The following is a 20,765-nucleotide window of genomic DNA, read 5'->3' as shown; positions in this document are numbered from 1 at the left end:
ACTAAACTGTATAAATAAACAGTTAAACGTTGGAAAGATGTTCCCATTAAGCACACAAAGTATCAGGTCTAGAAAAGAAGCCACCGACAACTCTGACGCCATAATAGATATAAGTTGCTCTGAAGCTAGACATTCCTTTTTCTAAACATGTTTCTCTCAACAACGTATCCGCATGCTTTCGAGCACTTTGAGGCAACACCTCTTCCCTCATGAGTTGGTAAAGAGCATCATGCACTAAAGAAGCTTTCATAATGTTTTTTGTGTCTAACGCTGGCCCACTCGCTCCATCCCATGCATAGCCCTTTTTAATCGTTAACACGCCTTGTTTGGACAGACTAAGAAAAGGGCTGTCATACGCCTGACTCACTGAAATGTGCGTCTCAATCTTTTTTTCAGAATGGAGAGTGTATTTATACTTCTGACGCTTTTTGTATTTCATCAGAGACCTCGCGTTTACTTATTCTTATTTATCACGCACAGCTGAATATTTATCCAGAAACCCTACAAGATCGGCTCTTGTTATTATGACGTACTACCTATTACAAAGCCCAAATCAATATAAATAGAACTCCATGCAATCAATAAAGCCAGAACCCCTGACTTTATTGATCAAAATTTAACCAAGAATCCTTATTCTGAAGGAAGTCTACTCAATTTTTTATGGATATCTTCTACAAAATTGGCTTGTTCACTTGGAGAAACCTCTAGAACATAATGAAAAAACGGACTTGTATGCTCAGTAATTTTATACTCTTCACTTAACAGCTTAATTACTTGTTCATGATTAAATCGTGCGGAGACTAAGCCACTCTCGGTTTCTTGAGTTATAACTATATAGTGAGCGGTTGGAAAAACCGTAAACCTTCCTTCGACAGGAAACCAGGGAGCAAAAGAAATAATCTCGTCATCAATTATGTATGCTTGAGGTTTACTGACATAAGTGTAAGGGTACTTTTCATCTAAATAGGGTCTTGCTGTATCAAACAAGCCATCATAATAAGTTGGTATTTCTACTTTTTGGATTTTACTTAAGGGATCAAAAGTGAAGGTATCAAGTGATTTTAAATTATTACTTCCCGCATCTGGATTATTAATACCATTATCAATAGAAGAGCAACCTACAATTATCACTGCACAAAAAAAAGCTAAAATTTTATTCATTATTTCTTTATCTTTAATTGATTATTTTGAAAGTTAGTCACATAAAAAATGCAACCAATTTAGAAAGTAAAAATGATATATTATTTATATAAAATCCAAAACATATATTTGAGTACAGTAAACTTAAATATTCATAATTTATCCATTTTTCTTCTTCCAATTTGGTAACTTGAAAAAAAACGGAGCCGATTGGCTCCGTTTCTCGCTTTATGTGTGTGTTACTACTATTTCTTTGGTACTTCTAATTGCATCTCTGGCATGGCATCGCGCTTCGCTTTAATTTTGCGCCAAACTATCCATGCAATGATCACAATCAGCAGCATTATCAAGTTACCTACCGCGATAATAATCATGCTGCGCTTACGCTCAGCCTCCCGCTCAGCGATAATTTGCTTTTCCATTTCAATACGGCGCTGCTCGGCTAATTCAGCTTCTTTTGCAATTCGAGCAGCTTCTAGATCAACTTCATCAACAACACTGAAAGTTTGCTCTGGAATAGGAAACACCAACGGACGCTGGGTTGCAAAATCAGTGGCAAAGATCTCGCCGCGCCATGCGTACTTACCAAGCTCAGCATCGTTATTGAGGTCCAACGTAACTCTCATTCCATCTTTAGAGACCTGTCCTTGGCTGTAACTAATGAAGCCATCGGGAGCGTCCTTTTTCACTGTGACTGCAATGGAGCCTGGTGCAATCATACCTTGCTCGCCACTCACCACTAATTGGTGTGGCTTATCGGGATTACGAGCCTGAATAAAAGTACGAGAAATTGGGTTCGGATAAACCAAGATGACTTGTTCTTGCGCTCGTAAGAATACGCCATTGCCAGACGTGATGCGCGCGCGGTACTTACCAGGCTCAACGTCTATTGGGAGCTGAACCGTAAACACACCATCCCCTGCTTTTTCATCCAAGCCGCGGCCGTCATCAGAAAACTCACCCACAACCATCGGCACTGGACGAGCTTCTTTGATCAGCTCATCTTCATTTTCGACAAACTTGGTAAATGTCACGCGCAGATTCACGCGTTCAAGGAAGTCGCGCAGTACAAGAGGTTTGCCGTCGGAGGTCAGGCGAGCTGTAAACTTAAGCGCTTCCCCATTATATAATCGGTTTGGGAACAGATCCGTACTGAGCTTTAGGTGAGAAATTAAGCGGATGTTATTTTTAGGCGTAACTTTCCCCACAGCCTGCCATGGACCTGGCATAGGGTTATCAACGGAAATAATATCGAGTGAGGCTTCTTGATACCAACGTACATTGTCGTAAGAGCCCCAAGCATAGTATTTTTTACCGTCAGGACGGACTAAAACAACTGGCTGAGAACTTTGCTCACGATAAACCAAAAACGTGATCTGCTCGATGGTTGGATCAACTCGAAAGCGATTGTCTAACAAAGACATTGTAGATTCACTCGCAGCACTCGAGAGACTACTCCATATCGCTAAAAACGCGACCAACAAAGCCCTCAACATAGCTTCTCCTATTGATGCCAAATACAGTCGTTCACCAACTCTAATCTTTTTTGGTGAGCTTCTAGTTCATCGGCACTTGCGCGCAAAACCTTTAGCGCTTTTCTTCCTTCAATACGACGAATGGTTTCTACCCCACCCTCTTGTTTATTCGCGTTAAATTCTAGACTCGTTTGACCACCCGTCATAAAGAGGTAAACGTCGGCTAGAATCTCCGCATCGAGCAAAGCTCCGTGGAGTGTACGGTGCGAGTTATCAATACCGTAACGTTCACATAAGATATCAAGGTTGTTTCGCTTACCAGGGAAGATTTTCTTCGCCATTGCAAGGGTGTCGGTCACCTTGCAGTAGTCGTCCGTTTTGCCGATGTTAGGATCGAGCATGCCAAATTCGTAATCCATAAATCCGGTATCGAAGGGCGCGTTGTGGGCAACAAGTTCTGCGCCTTTAATAAACTCAAGAAACTCTTGGTGCACGCTCGCGTATTCCGGTTTATCAACCAAGAATTCATCCGTAATACCGTGAACTTCAACCGCTTCTGGTTGGATTTCACGATCGGGTTTTAAATAAACGTGGAAGTGACGACCAGTCAGCTTACGGTTGATGATCTCCATGGCACCGATTTCAATAATGCGGTGTCCCATGTAGTGAGGACCACCCTCGCGGTTCATACCTGTGGTTTCGGTATCGAGAACGACAATGCGGTTATATTCAGAATTGCTGCTGGTATTCATAAGGTTATGTATGTCAGACTATGCTTTATTAAATGTTTCGGCTAATAGTACCAAAAAATATGACCAAACACGTTGAGATTTTCACTGACGGTTCTTGTTTAGGTAACCCAGGACCAGGTGGTTACGGCATAGTATTGCGTTACAAAGACGTAGAAAAGACACTTTCCAAAGGCTATACGTTAACTACCAACAACCGCATGGAAATGTTGGCGGCTGTCGTCGCGCTGCAGACGTTAAAACAACCTTGCAAAGTCACTTTAACGACTGACAGCCAATATGTGCGCCAAGGTATTACTCAGTGGATCCATAACTGGAAGAAGCGTGGTTGGAAAACAGCGGATAAAAAACCCGTGAAGAATGCCGATTTATGGCAAGCTCTAGACAAAGAAACCGCACGCCATCAAGTTGAATGGCATTGGGTAAAAGGCCACGCAGGCCATCGTGAGAACGAAATGTGTGATGAGCTAGCCCGGACTGCTGCAGAAAACCCAACTGAGGAAGATACAGGTTACCAACCCTCTTAGCGAGATTCTTTCCTCATAGTGTTACCCTCTCGATTCATCACCCCAAGTGGTGTGAGCTTTTTCTTCAAGCGCCAATGCGGTTTGATAGGCTTGAGAGGGTATGTCCGTTTCCGCGCGACTATGTAATACAAACTCCCAGCGGGTGATGCCCAATCACCAAGACTATTTTCCAACCATGTCCACATCGTACGGTAACGTTTCATCGGAAACAGCGCATAACGATCACAATGAATCACTTGATAATTAAGTAACCCTAACCAGTCTTTGATGCGGTTTGACGTAAACATTCGTCCACTCCAAGGCAAATTATGTTTACGCCATGGAAGCAAACTCGCTAATCCAGTCAAGCTTAATGGGTTGAATCCAGTAATAATTACATAGCCATCATCCATCATCACTCTATCGACTTCACGCAACAAACGGTGTGGATCGCTTGCATAGTCGAGCTGATGAGCGAGTATCACAACATCAAAGCTTTTTTCCAAAAAGGGTAATTCGTAACCATCCGCAATCACATTATGCAACGGGTTCTGGATATCTACGTTGACTTGGTGTTGAATGTTACAATTACAGCTGGTTAGCTCACAGCTCAACCCGCCCAGTTTGAGCATATGGTAGCCGAAGAGTTTCGGGCACCATTCATCAAGTCGGGTCTGGATTGACTCAAGCACCCACGGACCGTTGTTCATTGCTGACCAAGTCGACGGGTGTGGTATAGTTTTGTTGCTGAGTGCTGGTTTCATTAACCACCTGACTAAAATGGGTGACGGAGAACGAATCGTGTTAGAGATCAAAAGCATACCCGCATTTAATGATAATTACATCTGGCTGATACAAAATAGCGATAAGCGCTGCGCAGTCGTTGATCCGGGCGATGCGAAGCCAGTATTAGAATTTCTGCAGGCTAACGAATTAACTTTAGAAGCGATTTTAATTACGCACCACCACAACGATCACATTGGTGGCGTTCCAGACTTAGTGCGTGCATTTCCTAACGTCGCCGTTGTGGGCCCAAAATCAGAGCCAATTCCAACCCTAACGACACCAATGGAAGAAGGCGACAAGCTAGAGTTGTTTGGTGAGATTTTCTTAGTACTTGGGTTACCCGGTCATACTTTGGGCCATATCGGTTACGTTGGAGACGGAAAACTGTTTTGCGGTGATGTGCTCTTTTCTGCTGGCTGCGGTCGTATTTTTGAAGGTACGCCTGAGCAAATGTTTGAATCACTGAGCAAACTAACGTCTCTACCAGAAGAAACTCAAGTCTTCTGCGCACATGAATACACGGCGAGTAACGTGGCGTTTGCTCTAGCGGTTGAACCTGACAATGAGCAACTTCGCCAATATCGCGACGATGTAAACCGACTGCGAGCACTCAACATTCCGACACTTCCAACAACAATACGCAAAGAAAAGTGGATTAATCCGTTCTTGCGAACCTCTAACCCTGACGTGGTTCAATCTGTTGCTAGTCGCATTAAAAATAGCGATCCATGCTCGGTTTTTACTGCTTTACGCGAGTGGAAGAACGAATTTTAACCATTTTCTGCTTGTAAGTTTGCAAGACCCCAGTATTATCAGGGACTGATTTTTCGAGAAGCGCCACTGGCGCTTCTCTTACGTTTGGGGTTGATATAAATCTATTTGAATTTCTCCCCATTGCATAATTAGAAGCTCTTTGCCTCTATAAATTAGTTAGTGTTTAAAAGATGTCTATTATCTTGCGACTGCCACGCACATTACGTTGCGCGACAGGCAGGTGAAGATAAACAGGCCCTAAATAGGCTGAATCCATGCGTTTGAAGTATACTTGGGCGTTGGCGTTGTTATTATCTGGCTGTCAATTGACTCAGTCAGATTCAACGTCTTCTACACCAGAAACCAATAAATCTGAGCAGACTGCAAAGCAAAATGCAGTAAAAGCTCAACCGGGCAATAAATCGTCACTAGCAAAAAAATCCGCTAACGACGCGCCTAAAGTTCTCTCCCCCCAAGAACAAGAAGATGTGTGGCAACGTATCGCCATGCAGCTGGACATGGATATCCCAAACCACAAGAAAGTGGACTACTACCGTACGTGGTATTTAAAGCACCCAAATCACCTTTACACGGTATCTAAGCGTGCGACTCCTTTTCTATACATGATCACAAAACGTATCGAAGAGCGCGGACTCCCAATGGAGCTTGCATTACTTCCTGTAGTGGAAAGTTCATTCGATGCCTTTGCCTACTCACATGGTAGCGCGGCTGGGTTGTGGCAATTTGTCCCAGGCACCGGAAAAATGATGGGATTAGAGCAAAACTACTGGTATGACGGTCGCAGAGATGTGGCAGCAGCAACGGATGCAGCGCTGGACTACCTAGTACAACTAAACGAGCGTTTTGATGGTAACTGGGAACATGCAATCGCCGCTTATAACAGCGGTGGAGGCCGAGTTTCTAGCGCAATTCGTAAGAATAAAAAGCTCGGTAAACCTATCGATTTCTTCTCATTAGACTTACCAAAAGAGACCAGCAGTTACGTTCCTAAGCTATTGGCCTTGGCTGACGTTATCGCAAACCAAGACAAGTACGGACTTAATATTCCTGCAATTCCAAACAAGCCTGTTCTAACGCTTGTTGATCCAGAAGAGCAGTTAGATCTGGCTATTGCCGCAGATTATGCCGGCATTAGCGTAAAAGAGTTGCAGAGTTACAACCCAGCATACAACCAGTGGTCGACAGCGCCTGAGGGGCCGCACCAACTTTTGATTCCCGTAGAGAAAAAAAAGACTTTTCTCACCAAGGTGGAGAAAAATCGCGGTAAAGGGATGAAGGTCGCTCGCTACAAGGTGAAATCTGGCGACTCTTTAAGCGTGCTAGCTAATAAATACGGCACAACCACGAAAGTCATTCGACGTGCCAACGGCCTATCGAATAACAATATTCGTATTGGTCAATACCTGTTGATTCCGACATCAACAAAAGACGATGCAAAATACGCATTAACGGCACAAAACCGATTAAACAAGACTCAATCTCGTGCTCGTGGTCAACTCAAGCTCACCCATGTCGTTCAGTCTGGAGAAAGTTTGTGGTCAATCGCACGTAACAATAAAGTGTCGTATAAATCGTTAGCTAAATGGAATGGTATGAGCCCTAAAGATCCATTGCGTGTGGGTCAAAAGCTAGTGATATGGAAGGACTCAGACAAAGGTTCTGTGATCCGTACCGTTTTCTACAACGTTCGCTCTGGCGACACCATTAGCGGCATTGCAAGCAAGTTCAAAGTAAAAACGAACGACATCGTGAAATGGAACTCGCTACACAAGAAAAAATACTTACAACCAGGTCAAAAGCTTAAGTTGTACGTTGACGTAACGAAGGTAAGTGTATGAACCCATCAAGCAATCCACTTGTGATGCTGTTGGACATTTTTCGTTCTCCAACATCTTGTTTTCTTGCGCTTTATCAACGCGGTGGATGGGGATGGCAACCGTTCATCTTCCTGATGCTTAGTCCGTTTTTATTCTGGGGTGCTTACTTTTCGAATGTCGATTTCACGTGGCTCAGTGACCAACTTGCTGCGCAATTTCAGCAAATCGACCCGAAGCAGATTGAGCTATTAGAACCAAACACGCTAATGGCAAGCGCGATCATCAATGATGTATTCAACCGCTTTGCCACCTTACTATTGCTCGCGCTTTGGTTCTTTCTTGCAACAAAGGCAAGCAAACAACAATACGGTTACTGGAAATGGTTTGCCGCATCGTGTGCTATCTTATTCCCAGCAGTATTGGGCGATGTAGCAAGCTACGCGAGCTTGCTACTCAAGCATGGTCAGGTAATGACTTACGCTGCCGATTTAAATAGCCTCAATGGTCTATTAAAGCTGCCTCTTACTAACGAATGGTCTCATTTCGCTAGCTCGTTACCTTTGCTTCTGCCTTGGTACATTGTGCTCGGCTACGGCGTTGTACTGACGTGGACGGAGTTTGAACGTGGCCAAGCTTTGGTGATAGCAAGCCTGCCATGGGTATTCTTCTACGTTATTTGGGCACTTTATATTGTGGTAACCTAAGCTAGTTATTTAACGTAAATGACAATAACAATGGGTTATGATCGGAAGCGTCGCTCTGCGGCGCTTTTGCGTACTTAAGCGTCAGACCTCGGTAAAACACATGGTCCAGTGGTAACCCTGTTATAAATTGGACTCGATGATCCGGCAAGAACGTCACCTCTTGTAAGTCCGCAGCCTTTAAGGCCTGCCTCATCGCATTAACGCGAGATTCACTCCAGCTATTGAAGTCTCCAGCAAATAGAATTGGCCCCACATGATGCTTTAAAAGCATTTCAAGCGCCGTTAACTGAGATACATACTCTTTTGTACCCACGGTGAAGTTAATTGCATGTACATTCACCACTGCGAGTTTCTCGCCATTACTCAAGTGATACTGGCTATATAATGCAGACTTAGGTAAGCGAAGCCACGGCTCTTTAGAGGTGTAAGCGCAGGCTTTTTCTGGTTGCCCTTGAGCAATACTAATTACACCGGCACCGCTACCCAGCGCCTTAAAAGCACTCACTTGATTACTAACCCAGCGACCATCCACCAACCACTGTTTAAATGATGGTGTCATGCTGGCTTCTTGCAATAACAGTAACTGCTTATCAGCAGAAAACTCATCGAGTGCACGTTGCCAATTAGCCCGGTTCTGTTTGTAGATATTCCAGACAAGCACATTGATTTTGCCGTCATGATCGAGAGCTTTTGAATCGCTAAATTCGATGCACCTGATATCTTGTGTCAGCTCGGTACCTGTTTGAGTAATAATTTGCGGCTGATCTGGTACGGTGAAAATAACCTGGAAGCCAACCAATACCGCCATTACGAGAAAAGCTAACGCCAGAAAAAAACGCTTAAACATACGACAAACCTGAATGTAGGCTCCCGAAATCTAGAACAACAAATCTCGGGTTAAATGATTTCACTAATAAGCAAACAACAAAAAAGGAGCCACTTGGCTCCCTTTTAGCATAATAAATACGAAACAAGTGACAAGAAACCTTAGATCGCGTCTTCGTCTTCTTCACCAGTACGAATACGAACCACACGCTCAATATCAGTGACGAATATTTTACCATCACCAATCTTACCAGTTTGCGCGGTTTCAATGATTGTCTCTACGCATTTATCAGCCACATCTTCCGTTACAACGATTTCGAGCTTCACTTTAGGTAGAAAGTCCACCATGTACTCTGCACCACGGTAAAGCTCGGTGTGACCTTTTTGGCGACCAAAGCCTTTCACTTCAGAGACGGTCATCCCTGTAATGCCAACTTCAGCTAGCGCTTCTCGAACATCATCCAGTTTAAATGGCTTGATAATCGCTTCAATTTTTTTCATGTTCATCCCTTAAGCTTCAATCGATTGCGCTTATTATCGTTTAGCGTTTCGCAACATTCAATGTTTGTCTCTGATCCACCAGCGAAAATCCAGGCTGAGCAAATTAACATAGCGAATATCGTGAGTTGATAAAACCCAATGAGGACTGCTCAATGCCCAATCGTCCAAGCTTTTTCAGACTCGCGTTTACTTCAAACTTGCGTAGTAAGCCGCTAGGTTAGCGATATCTTCATCAGACAACAATGAAGCTTGAGCTTGCATCACAGCAGCAAGCCCACCTGTTCGCTCTTTATTTTTATAAGCTTTAATTGAACTGATAATATATTGCTCATTTTGCCCTTTCAGATTTGGGTAACCCGGAATGACAGCAATACCATCAGCGCCATGACACGCCGCGCATACTCCCGACTTTGCTTGACCTGCTGCAGCATCTCCCGCAGCTAGAGCCTGCCCACTGAACATGGTTAACGCCACCATTGCACCCATGATTGTTTTCTTCATTGCTTCACCTAATCAATTATTATTTAAGGATTTTTATATTTTATAATCGACATTGTGGCATGAATTTTCATTACCTGCGCCAAATAAGTTCACAATCTTGACCATTAAACGCCTGATCAACGAACAGATCTGCCACAGCAACGACTCGGTCTTGGTACATTAAAATCGGAATTTGACGACGCAGCCAGCTTGGCACATTGTATTCTTGGAATAACTTCTTCAGTTTTCGACTGTGATTACGCGTGGTTGGATGCGCTGATAAGCCTTCCGGATTGAAGGTCACGCGAAGCAATTCTGGCTGACTCGGTAGCGCAATCGTTGCGTTACTAGAACTCGTCGTTAAGGTCAGCTCCCCTAGCCGCTCTGGAAGCGATAAAACGGTATCGACTTGAATCGTACTTTGCCACTCAGTGACGTCAGCGATTTCCGTTACCCAATAGAGACGATTTCGAAAACGGCGCACTTCACCTTGTTTAAGTTGTAGTTTGGGGTTGGCATCTTGCTGAGCTAATGCGACTTCATTCCAGATAAGATTGAGTTGTACCTGAGTCGGCATACTAGTATTAAGCTTAGCCAGCCACATACGAATCAAGCGCGCACGCGCTAATTCACTGTGCTTAGCCAGTTCTTCAATACTCAAACTAAGATCCGTTTGTAAAGCGCGTTCAAACACCGCGCTCAATAGTTCATCCAATAGCGCTTCTTGTTGAGCACATAAACTTGCACTGCGCTGAACCGCTTGATGGATACTCGGCCAGCGACCAGACAATTCAGGAATAACACAATGACGAAGAAAGTTACGATCATAACGGGTATCTTGATTGCTTTCGTCTTCCACCCACTCCAAGCCTAATTTAGTAGCGGCTTCTTCGATGGTCTTCCGCTTGATAGTAAGCAATGGTCGAACTAGAGATCCGCAAGAAAACGGCATACTCTCCGCCATCGAAGATAACCCTTTAGGCCCGCTGCCGCGCTTAAGCGCAAGGAGAAAAGTCTCTATTTGATCGTCGGCATGTTGACCAGTCAACAGTATATCGCCTTCTTGAATGTACTTAGTTAAGGCTTGGTAGCGAGCTTCACGAGCAAGAAGTTCAATACTTTCACCATTGCTGATGTCTAAGCTCACTCGCTCGATCGAGCACGATATCCCCACTTGTTGTGCCCAAAGTAAGCATTTATCGGCCCAATTATCGGCATTCGAGCTTAAACCATGGTGCACATACACAGCGTGACACTCTACAGAGTGCGCCTGTTGGTAGCGACTGAGTAATTCGAGTAAAAGACGTGAATCCACTCCTCCGCTAAACGCCAAGACAACCTTAGTGCCTAATTGATAGTAGCGGCCGAGAACTTGAGCAAAATGCGGGTAAAGCGATTCCATAAGCGATCCGATAGGTACAAAAAAAGGGCTGGACTCTCATCCAACCCTTTCTATTTTAACTGTTATCACTTGAGATATCAGCTAACGCTTAATAGCAATCACCGAAATTAACAGTAACCGTAGCTCATTAGACGCTGGTAACGACGCTCACGTAGCGTCTCTTCATCCAATTGTTCTAGATCTTTTAGCTGACGAAGTAATGTCGCTTTCATATTCGCTGCCATTTGAACATGATCGCGATGAGCGCCGCCTAGTGGCTCTTCAATGATTTCGTCGATCAGTTCAAGCTCTTTAAGACGCGGAGCAGTTAGACCCATTGCCTCTGCCGCTTGTGGCGCTTTGTCTGAATCACGCCATAAGATTGAAGCACAACCCTCAGGAGAAATTACTGAGTACGTAGAGTACTGAAGCATGTTCACGTAGTCGCCTACACCGATTGCTAGTGCACCACCAGAACCGCCTTCACCAACAACGTTACAGATTACTGGCACTTTAAGACCAGACATCACTTTTAGGTTTTTCGCGATAGCTTCAGATTGACCACGCTCTTCTGCGCCCACACCTGGGTATGCACCAGCCGTGTCAATAAATGTGATGATCGGCATGTTGAAACGCTCTGCCATTTCCATCAAGCGTAGAGCCTTACGGTAGCCTTCTGGTTTCGGCATACCAAAGTTACGTTTCACCTTTTCTTTGGTCTCACGACCTTTTTGGTGACCAATGATCATCACAGGGCGGCCTTCAAGGCGAGCCATGCCACCCACAATCGCTTTGTCGTCTGCAAACGCGCGGTCACCGGCTAATTCATCAAACTCCTCAAAAGCGTGTTGGATGTAATCCAGCGTGTAAGGACGTAGTGGGTGACGAGCCAGTTGAGCTGTTTCCCATGCACCTAGGTCACTGAAGGTTTTTTTCTTCAGCTCTAAGCTTTTCTTCTCAAGCTGTTCGATTTCTTTATCCAGGTCAATCGCAGAATCACCACCGTGACGAGAGACATCACGTAATGCTTCAATTTTCGCTTCTAGTTCTGCAATTGGCTTTTCAAATTCAAGAAAGTTTAGGCTCATCTATGAATCCTTGTTTACTCAGCGTCTAACATATTGCGCTGAATTTTTAGTTAAATTCGAGTTCTACCTGGCTTTTGCCAAGCAACTGTTTTAAATCGTCGAGTAATGTATCACTTGGCGTAACTCGCCACTCGGTGCCCAATGTTAACCGCGCTCTGGCGTCGGCACGCTGGTAGTATACATTGACGGGTACGGTTCCGGCTTTGTGCGGTTCTAAAATACGGCTGAACTGCTCAAAAAACTGATCGTTGATCTGATTTGCATCTATCGATACCGACAAACCACGAGCGTATTTCTCGCGCGCACTGCCGAGATCCATAACTTCACGCGCCGACATTTTAAGGCCACCGTTGAAGTCATCAAAGCTGACCTGTCCAGAAACGACCAAAATTCTGTCTTTTTCGAGAAGTTCAGCGTATCGATCCAGCGCATCTGAGAACAACATCACTTCCATGCGGCCACTTCGGTCATCCAGTGTCATAATACCAATTCGTGTACCACGCTTGGTCGTCATTACACGAGCGGCAATAACCAGGCCGGCTACCGTGACAGATTGATCGCGGCGAGTGGGCGTTGCGTCTTTTAGTCGACAACTGGTGTATTTGTTTAGTTCCTTTACGTAGGCGTTAATTGGGTGCCCTGTCAAATATAGACCTAGGGTATCACGCTCGCCCTCTAACCACACTTTTTCTGGCCAAGGCGGAACCTGCGTATACTTATGCTCTACTTCTTCAGGTGCATCCGTTAGCACACCAAACATATCCGTTTGACCAAACGCCTCAGCTTGGTGATGTTGACTTGCTGCTTTTACCGCATCATTGAGTGACGCCATCATCGCCGCGCGGTGTGGGCCTAGTCGATCCAACGCGCCCGCGTAAATCAGCTTCTCTATCACTCGTTTATTGACACGTTTTAGATCAACTCGAGCACAGAAATCAAATAGGTCTTTAAAGTGACCACCTTTATTTCTCGCCTCAAGAATCGCATCGATAGGGCCCTCACCAACCCCTTTTATCGCACCAATACCGTAAACAATTGCGCCATTTTCATCAACATTAAAGCGATATAGGCCAGAGTTGATGTCTGGTGGCAGCACGGTAAGCTTCATACGGAAACACTCATCGACCAAGCCAACGACTTTTTCCGTGTTATCCATATCGGCTGTCATTACCGCAGCCATAAATTCGGCAGGATAATGTGTTTTCAGCCAAAGAGTTTGATAAGAAACCAATGCATAAGCAGCAGAGTGCGATTTGTTAAAACCATAACCGGCGAACTTCTCTACCAAGTCGAAGATTTTCATCGCCAACTCGCCATCGATACCGTTCTTTATCGCACCTTCTTCAAAGATAGCACGTTGTTTTGCCATCTCTTCTGGCTTTTTCTTACCCATTGCACGACGAAGCATGTCCGCACCACCTAGCGTATAACCCGCTAAGATCTGCGCAATCTGCATTACCTGCTCTTGGTATAGGATGATGCCGTAGGTTGGATCAAGCGTCTCTTTTAGCGACTCGTGTTGCCACTTTTCATCTGGATAAGAGATCGCTTCTCGACCATGTTTACGGTCGATAAAGTTATCTACCATGCCCGATTGCAAAGGACCCGGACGGAAGAGTGCTACCAATGCGATAATGTCTTCGAAACAGTCTGGCTGAAGTCGTTTGATCAGCTCTTTCATGCCTCGAGATTCAAGCTGGAATACTGCTGTCGTTTCAGAGTTTTGCAACAAACGGAAAGAGGCAGGGTCTTCTAACGGTATGGATTCAATTTGAACCGGTTCTTTCCCTTCTCGCTCTAGGCGTGGGTTAATCAGCCCTAACGCCCAGTCAATAATGGTTAAGGTACGTAAACCTAAGAAGTCAAACTTAACTAGGCCAGCGGTCTCAACATCGTTTTTATCAAATTGAGTAACCGGAAAGTGACCTTCAGCGTCTGCATAAATTGGCGCAAAATCGGTAATTGTTGTAGGTGAAATTACAACACCACCAGCGTGTTTACCGGCGTTTCGCGTACAGCCTTCCAAAATATGACACATGTCGATGAGTTCTTTAACTTCCTCATCGGCCTCATACAATTCAGGTAGTGCAGGTTCAGCTTTAAACGCTTTATCTAGCGTCATACCTGGATCGGGCGGGATCAGCTTTGAAATACGATCAACAAAACCAAATGGGTGGCCCAATACGCGGCCAACATCACGGATTACCGCTTTTGCCGCCATGGTACCAAACGTGATGATCTGAGACACCGCGTCACGACCGTACATTTCCGCAACGTGGTCAATAACCTGGTCACGTTTATCCATACAGAAATCGACGTCGAAATCGGGCATCGAAACACGTTCTGGGTTCAAGAAACGTTCGAACAGCAAGTCGTATTCTAGTGGATCCAGATCGGTGATTTTTAGTGCGTAAGCCACCAAAGAACCAGCACCGGAACCACGTCCAGGACCGACAGGAATTCCATTATCTTTTGACCACTGGATGAACTCCATTACGATCAAGAAGTAACCAGGAAATCCCATTTGGTTGATAACATCTAGCTCTATCTGAAGACGTTCATCATATTCAGGGCGGCGACGTTTTCTCTCTTCCTCATCTGGAAATAGGAACTCTAAACGCTCTTCCAACCCCTCTCGGGATTTCATGACTAGGAACTCAGTCTCTTTCATCCCTTCGGTTGGGAAAGCTGGTAGGAAGTACTCACCTAAGCGCACAGTCACGTTACAACGCTTCGCTATCTCGACACTGTTTTCTAACGCTTCAGGAATATCAGCAAACAGCTCACACATTTCTTCTTCTGTACGAAGATATTGCTGCGGACTGTAGTTTTTTGGCCTACGCGGATCTTCTAATGTGTAACCATCGTGAATCGCTACGCGTATTTCATGAGCATCAAATAGGTCTGGACTCAGGAATACAACTTCATTGGTCGCCACTACTGGCAAGTCTTGCTGCTCTGCCAATTCAACCGCAAAGTGAAGATAAGTTTCTTCATCTGGACGACCGGTACGAAGTAGCTCAAGATAAAAGCGATCTGGAAAATGCTGTTTATAAAAATCAACACACCCCTGCACTATTTGACGGTTGCCTTTCAAAAGGCCGCGACCAATTTCCCCGCTTTTACCGCCGGATAATACAATCAAGCCTTCAGACATTTCAGCCAACCAGGCTTTATCAATCACAGGGTGGTGTTGAACATGTCCACGTAAGTACGCTTTTGATATCAATAACGTCAGGTTCTTATAACCCACATTATCCGCCGCAAGCAAAGTCACTTGAGTCAGCTCTTCACCAAACTCGTCCGACTGCATTTTAAAGTCAGCACCGATGATCGGTTTAACACCACTGCCATGCGCCGTACCGTAAAACTTCACCAAACCACATAGGTTGGTAAAGTCGGTCAACGCCATTGCGGGCATACCGAGCTCAGCAACTTTCTTTACGATTGGCGGAACTTTGTTGAGGCCATCCACCATCGAGAAGTCACTATGAACACGCAGGTGGATGAATTTGGGATCTGACATTAACAGGTACCGTGTAACTCTATTTTGTTGGGGATTCTAACCTAAAGAGGTTGGGTTTATAACAACAATTAGATCGTTTGATTATTCTATGCCTAACGCTTTTTTTACTGGCTTGAAACTCTTGCGGTGTTCACTGATCACTCCGTGTTGCTCAATCGCTTCAAAGTGCGCTTTAGTTGGGTAACCTTTGTGCTTCGCGAAGCCAAATTGTGGATGAAGTTTATCCAACTCTTCCATCTCTTGGTCACGCACGACTTTGGCAATAATGGAAGCCGCACTGATTTCGGCAACACGTAGATCGCCTTTTACTACAGCTTGAGCATCCATTGGCAGCTCCGGACAACGGTTACCATCAATCAACACCAAATCAGGTTGAACCTGTAACCCCGCCACTGCACGCTGCATCGCAACCATAGTCGCCTGTAAAATATTCAGTTGATCAATTTCTTCAGGAGAACAACGCCCGACCGCCCACGCCAATGCTTTTTCTTTGATTTCAGGAAGCAACGCCATGCGTTTCTTTTCGGTCAATTTTTTCGAATCGTTCAACCCTTCGATAGGATTGTTAGGATCAAGGATAACCGCAGCTGTGACGACGTCTCCCACCAAAGGGCCACGTCCGACCTCGTCGACTCCGGCCACAAGCTGGTAACCTTGCGGATATTCAAACGGAGGGAGTTCAACTTTGGTTTTGGTCGCTTTTGGTTTAACAGCCATGATAAATCTCTATTTTTCAATCAGTTTTAGAACCGCGTTTGCGGCTTGTTGATCCGCATCTTTACGGATCCAATGATGCATTTCCGTAAACTTATCTAACATCGGTTTATTGTCGCTTTCCAATAAGCGAGAAACCTCAGTAAACAAATTGTCTGGTGTGCACTCATCTTGTAGATATTCTTTGACGAGCTCATCATCCGCCAAGATATTCGGCAATGACACATACTTCGTTTTCAATAGACGTTTAGCTAAGAAAGCAGTAAATGCATTCACACGATAACCCACCACCATTGGACGCTTGAGAAGCATACACTCCAACGCTACGGTACCGGAGGCCAACATCACAGCATCGGATGCGGTGATGACGTTGCGTGCGGTATCATCAACTAACTTGAAGTCCAACTCTGGCGCTAGCTCTTTCCATGCTTGTTCAAACTGCTCACGGCGTTTTTGATTAACAAGCGCGACAACAAACCCCAGTTCTGGAAATTTTTTATGGAGTAACTTGCAGGTTTCAATAAATGGCTCTGAGAGCATTTTTAACTCGCTACCACGACTGCCTGGCAGGACAGCAAGCCACTTTTTATCTTGTTCTAAACCAAGCAACTCACGTGCAGGCGCTTGTTCTGATTCTAGTGGGATGGCATCAGCCAAGGTATGACCAATGAACTCGCAAGGTACATTAAATTTGTCGTAGAACGCTTTCTCAAACGGAAGAAATGCTAGCACCAAGTTCGTTGCCGCTTCTATTTTAAAGATGCGCTTCTGACGCCAAGCCCAAACAGACGGACTCACGTAATGAACGGTTTTAATGCCCGCTTGCTTGAGGTCAAGCTCCAGGCGTAAGTTGAAGTCAGGAGCATCGATCCCGATGAAAACATCAGGCGGATTCTGAGTAAAATACTGAACGAGCTCAGCTTTCACTTTAAGAAGTCTCGGTAAGCGGCCTAAAACCTCGACTAATCCCATCACCGCAAGCTCTTCCATATCAAACAGAGACTCGCAACCTTGGGCTATCATTTTCGGACCACCAATGCCTACGAACTCTGCGTCTGGATATTGTTGCTTTACTGCTTTGATAAAGCCTTCACCTAGCGTATCACCAGACAATTCTCCGGCAATGATGCCAATACGTAATGGTCTTTCCATATCTACTTCGCTATTTTTCCTGTGCGCTATGGATAACGGTTTGCCTTATCCATAAAACACAAAAAGATCGTAACCTCAAATTTGGTCACGATCTTTTTATTTATTGGTTCATTCGCCAATTAACGAATAATGCCACGTTCCGTCGTTTCCAGAATATCTGAGAAACGCTTCACAGCCGGCCACTCTTGAGCCATTTCAGCCAGAATAGGCTTCACTTCTTCTAGCGTCTTACCTGAACGGTAGATTTCTTTATACGCTTTTTGTAGCGCACGAATCTCTGGTTTCTCAAAGCCATTACGCTTCAAGCCAACAAGGTTCAAGCCGAATGGAGCAGCGTGGTTACCTTGCGCGAGTACATAAGCTGGGACATCTTGCACCACAGCTGAACAGCCGCCAATGTATGCGTAAGCGCCCACTGTACAAAACGGATGAATCGCAGACAGTGCCATCACACCGGCATAATCATCAACAGTAACGTGACCACCAAGAATCGAGTTATTACCGATATGAGTGTGGTTACCAATAACAACATCATGCGCAACGTGTGCATTCACACACAATAAGTTGTCATCACCAATGATCGTGGTTGCTTTGTCTTGCACTGTGCCGCGGTGAACTTGGACCGCTTCACGAATGACGTTACGGTCACCGATAACCACAGTTGTGTCTTCACCACCGTATTTTTTGTCTTGGTTTTCTTCACCAATGACAGCATGTGGGAAAATACGGTTATCTTTGCCAATAGTTGTGTGACCTTTGATCACAACGTGAGACATCACTTCTGTGCCTTCACCAATTTCAACCGTAGAGGTGATGTACGTAAAAGGACCTACTGTTACGTTAGCACCAATTTTGGCGCCCTCTTCTACCACCGCTGCCGGGTGGATTTTAGCGGTTTCATGAATCATATTAAAACTCTCGACGAGCACACTTCAGTTCTGCAGAACATACCACTTCGCCGTCAACTTTTGCTACACCGCTAAATGCAGCAATGCCGCGACGTTCTTTCAGAAATTCTACCTCAATAACCAATTGGTCGCCCGGAACCACTGGTTTACGGAATTTCGCGCCGTCTACGCTTGCAAAGTAGTACAGTTCATTTTCTGTTGGTGCACCAAATGATTTAAATGCAAGTAAGCCTGTTGCCTGAGCCATTGCTTCTAAAATCAAAACACCTGGGAATACTGGTAGTTGAGGAAAGTGACCTGTGAACTGAGGTTCGTTAACCGACACGTTTTTAATCGCGTGAAGGTACTTCTCTTCTTGGAAGTCTATCACTCGGTCGATCAATAAGAATGGGTAGCGATGAGGTAGTAGCTCTTGAATTTCAGAGATGTTCATCGTTTTCTTTTCAGTAGTCAAAGTCGTCTTCCTATATCAATTTTTTTGCCGCCAAGATGGCAAACGTGGCAACAGGTCGTAAAGCCGAATCGCTTTGCAATATACTAGCAAAATACGCACCATCTTGGAGTTAAATCTACTTAGAGCGCGTCATTATAGAAGAAAAAGACCCGCATTTCGCGAGTCTTCGTACAGAATATGGAACTAGAGCCTGTTAGCTTTCACGTTAAATACAGAGCGAAAGATAACTTGTTCTAAATTTCTTCTTTCTGTTCCAGCTGTTTTTCAACCGCTTTCAGGCGCTTATTCATCTCATCAATACGGTGAACTCGAGTTGCAGTTTTACGCCACTCTCTGTTCGTTTGTAGTGGAATACCTGATGAGTAAAGGCCTTTTTCTTCGATACTGCGCATTACCATGCCCATACCTGTAATCGCCACACCATCTGCGATAGTGATATGGCCATTCAGAACAGACGCGCCGCCAATCTGGCAGTACTTACCAATTTTTGTACTGCCCGCGACAATAGTACCACCAGGCATCACGGTACCATATCCGATCTGCACGTTGTGCGCGATTTGAAGTTGGTTATCCAGAATGACATTGTCTTCAATGATAGTATCTTCGAGTGCACCGCGGTCAATCGTAGTACAAGCACCAATCTCAACGCGGTTACCGATACGCACTGAACCAAGCTGAGGAATTTTGATCCACTCGCCTTTGTCATTCGCATAACCGAAGCCATCAGAGCCAATGACGGTACCCGATTGAACGAGACAGTCATCACCCAATGACACTTCATGATAGATAGTGACATTAGCCCAAAGCTTGGTGTTATTCCCTAGCTTGGCGTTCTTACCGATAAAACAACCAGCTCCAACGCTTACGTTATCGCCGAGTTCTACGCCCGTTTCAATCACAGCGTTAGCGCCGATTGTAACGTTCTCACCCATCTTAACGTCAGCGGCAATCACAGCACTTGGTGCAATATCGTCTGCCGGTTTTGGTGTGGTATCCATCGCTTGGACCACACGAGCAAATGCGACATAAGGGTCTGAAACCACTAGCGTATTTCCAACGCATTGATCTTTATGCTCAGCCTTTACCATAACGACGGTAGCTTGGCACTCAGAAAGGTGTTTTGCGTATTTTGGGTTAGACAAGAAGGTTACGTCACCTTCTTGTGCTTTATCCATTGGAGCAACACGGCTTACAACGAGAGACTCGTCACCAAACAGCTCACCCCCGGTAATTGTCGCCAATTCGGCTAATGTTAATGTCTTCATAACTTCTTATTTTAGAGCTTTAATTACGTCTTCAGAAATATTGTATTCTGGCTTGCCGTACTGCAAAGCAGAGATATCAATCACAAGATCGTAACCATTTTTGTCTGCGACTTTCTTAACTGCATCTTGAATCGTTTTGAAAAGCTTCGCTTTTTCTTCAGCTTCACGACGCGCACTTGCTTTTTCAAGTGCTTGTGCTTTCACTTTGTACTCGCTGTCTAGCTTCGCGATATCGATACGTAGCTTTTCTACTTCGTCTTGACCCAAAAGCTCACCGTCACGTTGTAGCTTTTCGATCTTTGTTTTAGCTTGCGCTTGGATTGACTTCAGTTCATCAGCTTTGCTTTTGAAGTCTTTCTGCATTTTTTGTAGTACAACTTCACGTTGAGGAAGAGCTTGGAAAACTTGAGCTGTATTTACGTAAGCAATTTTCTGTGCAGCTTCTGCCGCATTTGCAAACATTGAAGAGCTCAGTACAAGAAGGCCAATCCCAGCCGCTTTGATCATTTTATTCAAAATA

At 44.8% G+C, this 20,765-nt stretch carries 21 protein-coding genes; 4 read left to right on the top strand and 17 right to left on the bottom strand.

Annotated features, from left to right (window positions below):
- Nucleotides 1-46: 46 nt before the first annotated feature.
- From R7Q39_RS27015 to dnaQ, 4 genes are all read right to left on the bottom strand, one after another.
- On the bottom strand, nucleotides 47-439 hold the full coding sequence (locus tag R7Q39_RS27015; protein ID WP_318077074.1) for a DUF1353 domain-containing protein: 393 nt from the start codon (nucleotides 437-439) through the stop codon (nucleotides 47-49).
- A 191-nt stretch (nucleotides 440-630) separates the two neighbouring features.
- A complete protein-coding gene (locus R7Q39_RS27010; RefSeq protein WP_031780222.1) occupies nucleotides 631-1,161 on the bottom strand; it encodes a hypothetical protein in 531 nt (176 codons plus the stop codon).
- Between the two features lie 224 nt (nucleotides 1,162-1,385).
- Complete coding sequence (locus tag R7Q39_RS27005) at nucleotides 1,386-2,636, bottom strand: TIGR03503 family protein (RefSeq protein WP_054574852.1); 1,251 nt, start codon at nucleotides 2,634-2,636, stop codon at nucleotides 1,386-1,388.
- Nucleotides 2,637-2,644: 8 nt separating this feature from the next.
- A complete protein-coding gene (dnaQ, locus tag R7Q39_RS27000; protein ID WP_318077073.1) occupies nucleotides 2,645-3,367 on the bottom strand; it encodes a DNA polymerase III subunit epsilon in 723 nt (240 codons plus the stop codon).
- A gap of 59 nt (nucleotides 3,368-3,426) precedes the next feature.
- Between dnaQ and rnhA the strand changes: the two genes are divergently transcribed.
- The gene (gene rnhA / locus R7Q39_RS26995) at nucleotides 3,427-3,891 is read left to right on the top strand and encodes a ribonuclease HI (protein WP_005380384.1); all 465 of its coding nucleotides are present in this window, start codon (nucleotides 3,427-3,429) and stop codon (nucleotides 3,889-3,891) included.
- Here the strand turns inward: rnhA and R7Q39_RS26990 are convergent.
- The gene (locus R7Q39_RS26990; protein ID WP_017636046.1) at nucleotides 3,888-4,634 is read right to left on the bottom strand and encodes a class I SAM-dependent methyltransferase; all 747 of its coding nucleotides are present in this window, start codon (nucleotides 4,632-4,634) and stop codon (nucleotides 3,888-3,890) included. The genes rnhA and R7Q39_RS26990 overlap by 4 nt on opposite strands.
- Before the next feature lie 37 nt (nucleotides 4,635-4,671).
- Between R7Q39_RS26990 and gloB the strand changes: the two genes are divergently transcribed.
- The 3 genes from gloB to R7Q39_RS26975 all read left to right on the top strand — a co-directional run bounded on the left by gloB (nucleotide 4,672) and on the right by R7Q39_RS26975 (nucleotide 7,951).
- Nucleotides 4,672-5,430, top strand: a complete 759-nt coding sequence (gloB, locus tag R7Q39_RS26985; protein ID WP_005380380.1) for a hydroxyacylglutathione hydrolase — start codon at nucleotides 4,672-4,674, stop codon at nucleotides 5,428-5,430.
- A 254-nt stretch (nucleotides 5,431-5,684) separates the two neighbouring features.
- Complete coding sequence (locus R7Q39_RS26980) at nucleotides 5,685-7,268, top strand: LysM peptidoglycan-binding domain-containing protein (protein ID WP_318077072.1); 1,584 nt, start codon at nucleotides 5,685-5,687, stop codon at nucleotides 7,266-7,268.
- Nucleotides 7,265-7,951 (top strand): YIP1 family protein, encoded by a 687-nt coding sequence (locus R7Q39_RS26975; protein ID WP_005380375.1) that lies wholly within the window; start codon nucleotides 7,265-7,267, stop codon nucleotides 7,949-7,951. The genes R7Q39_RS26980 and R7Q39_RS26975 overlap by 4 nt, the downstream gene beginning before the upstream one ends.
- 1 nt (nucleotide 7,952) lies before the next feature.
- Here R7Q39_RS26975 and R7Q39_RS26970 read toward each other — a convergent pair whose 3' ends face one another.
- From R7Q39_RS26970 to R7Q39_RS26915, 12 genes are all read right to left on the bottom strand, one after another.
- Nucleotides 7,953-8,798, bottom strand: a complete 846-nt coding sequence (locus R7Q39_RS26970; RefSeq protein WP_025768251.1) for an endonuclease/exonuclease/phosphatase family protein — start codon at nucleotides 8,796-8,798, stop codon at nucleotides 7,953-7,955.
- 140 nt (nucleotides 8,799-8,938) lie between these two features.
- Nucleotides 8,939-9,277 carry a nitrogen regulatory protein P-II gene (gene glnB / locus R7Q39_RS26965; RefSeq protein ID WP_005380372.1) on the bottom strand — a complete coding sequence of 113 codons (339 nt, stop codon included), beginning with the start codon at nucleotides 9,275-9,277 and terminating at the stop codon, nucleotides 8,939-8,941.
- Nucleotides 9,278-9,463: 186 nt separating this feature from the next.
- Nucleotides 9,464-9,778, bottom strand: a complete 315-nt coding sequence (locus R7Q39_RS26960; protein WP_017636043.1) for a c-type cytochrome — start codon at nucleotides 9,776-9,778, stop codon at nucleotides 9,464-9,466.
- A 70-nt stretch (nucleotides 9,779-9,848) separates the two neighbouring features.
- Nucleotides 9,849-11,159 carry a tRNA lysidine(34) synthetase TilS gene (tilS, locus tag R7Q39_RS26955; protein WP_213867013.1) on the bottom strand — a complete coding sequence of 437 codons (1,311 nt, stop codon included), beginning with the start codon at nucleotides 11,157-11,159 and terminating at the stop codon, nucleotides 9,849-9,851.
- A 107-nt stretch (nucleotides 11,160-11,266) separates the two neighbouring features.
- Entirely contained in the window at nucleotides 11,267-12,226 is a 960-nt protein-coding gene (gene accA / locus R7Q39_RS26950) for an acetyl-CoA carboxylase carboxyl transferase subunit alpha (RefSeq protein ID WP_104975538.1), read from the bottom strand.
- Nucleotides 12,227-12,272: 46 nt separating this feature from the next.
- Complete coding sequence (gene dnaE, locus R7Q39_RS26945) at nucleotides 12,273-15,752, bottom strand: DNA polymerase III subunit alpha (protein ID WP_005385364.1); 3,480 nt, start codon at nucleotides 15,750-15,752, stop codon at nucleotides 12,273-12,275.
- Nucleotides 15,753-15,833: 81 nt separating this feature from the next.
- Complete coding sequence (gene rnhB, locus R7Q39_RS26940) at nucleotides 15,834-16,469, bottom strand: ribonuclease HII (protein ID WP_005380361.1); 636 nt, start codon at nucleotides 16,467-16,469, stop codon at nucleotides 15,834-15,836.
- Nucleotides 16,470-16,478: 9 nt separating this feature from the next.
- Nucleotides 16,479-17,618 carry a lipid-A-disaccharide synthase gene (lpxB, locus tag R7Q39_RS26935; RefSeq protein ID WP_017636041.1) on the bottom strand — a complete coding sequence of 380 codons (1,140 nt, stop codon included), beginning with the start codon at nucleotides 17,616-17,618 and terminating at the stop codon, nucleotides 16,479-16,481.
- A gap of 119 nt (nucleotides 17,619-17,737) precedes the next feature.
- Nucleotides 17,738-18,526: an acyl-ACP--UDP-N-acetylglucosamine O-acyltransferase gene (lpxA, locus tag R7Q39_RS26930; RefSeq protein ID WP_047102604.1), complete on the bottom strand. Its 789-nt coding sequence runs from the start codon at nucleotides 18,524-18,526 to the stop codon at nucleotides 17,738-17,740.
- Nucleotide 18,527: 1 nt separating this feature from the next.
- The gene (gene fabZ / locus R7Q39_RS26925) at nucleotides 18,528-18,980 is read right to left on the bottom strand and encodes a 3-hydroxyacyl-ACP dehydratase FabZ (protein ID WP_005380349.1); all 453 of its coding nucleotides are present in this window, start codon (nucleotides 18,978-18,980) and stop codon (nucleotides 18,528-18,530) included.
- Nucleotides 18,981-19,213: 233 nt separating this feature from the next.
- Complete coding sequence (gene lpxD / locus R7Q39_RS26920) at nucleotides 19,214-20,245, bottom strand: UDP-3-O-(3-hydroxymyristoyl)glucosamine N-acyltransferase (RefSeq protein WP_170894017.1); 1,032 nt, start codon at nucleotides 20,243-20,245, stop codon at nucleotides 19,214-19,216.
- 6 nt (nucleotides 20,246-20,251) lie between these two features.
- Complete coding sequence (locus tag R7Q39_RS26915; protein ID WP_005391804.1) at nucleotides 20,252-20,761, bottom strand: OmpH family outer membrane protein; 510 nt, start codon at nucleotides 20,759-20,761, stop codon at nucleotides 20,252-20,254.
- Nucleotides 20,762-20,765 lie beyond the last annotated feature (4 nt).

Origin of the sequence: Vibrio sp. 947, from assembly GCF_033339115.1 — a bacterium.
Classification (GTDB): Bacteria; Pseudomonadota; Gammaproteobacteria; order Enterobacterales; family Vibrionaceae; genus Vibrio; species Vibrio alginolyticus.
The sequence above is the reverse complement of the archived record's forward strand: the minus strand, read 5'-3'. Positions and strand labels throughout refer to the sequence as shown.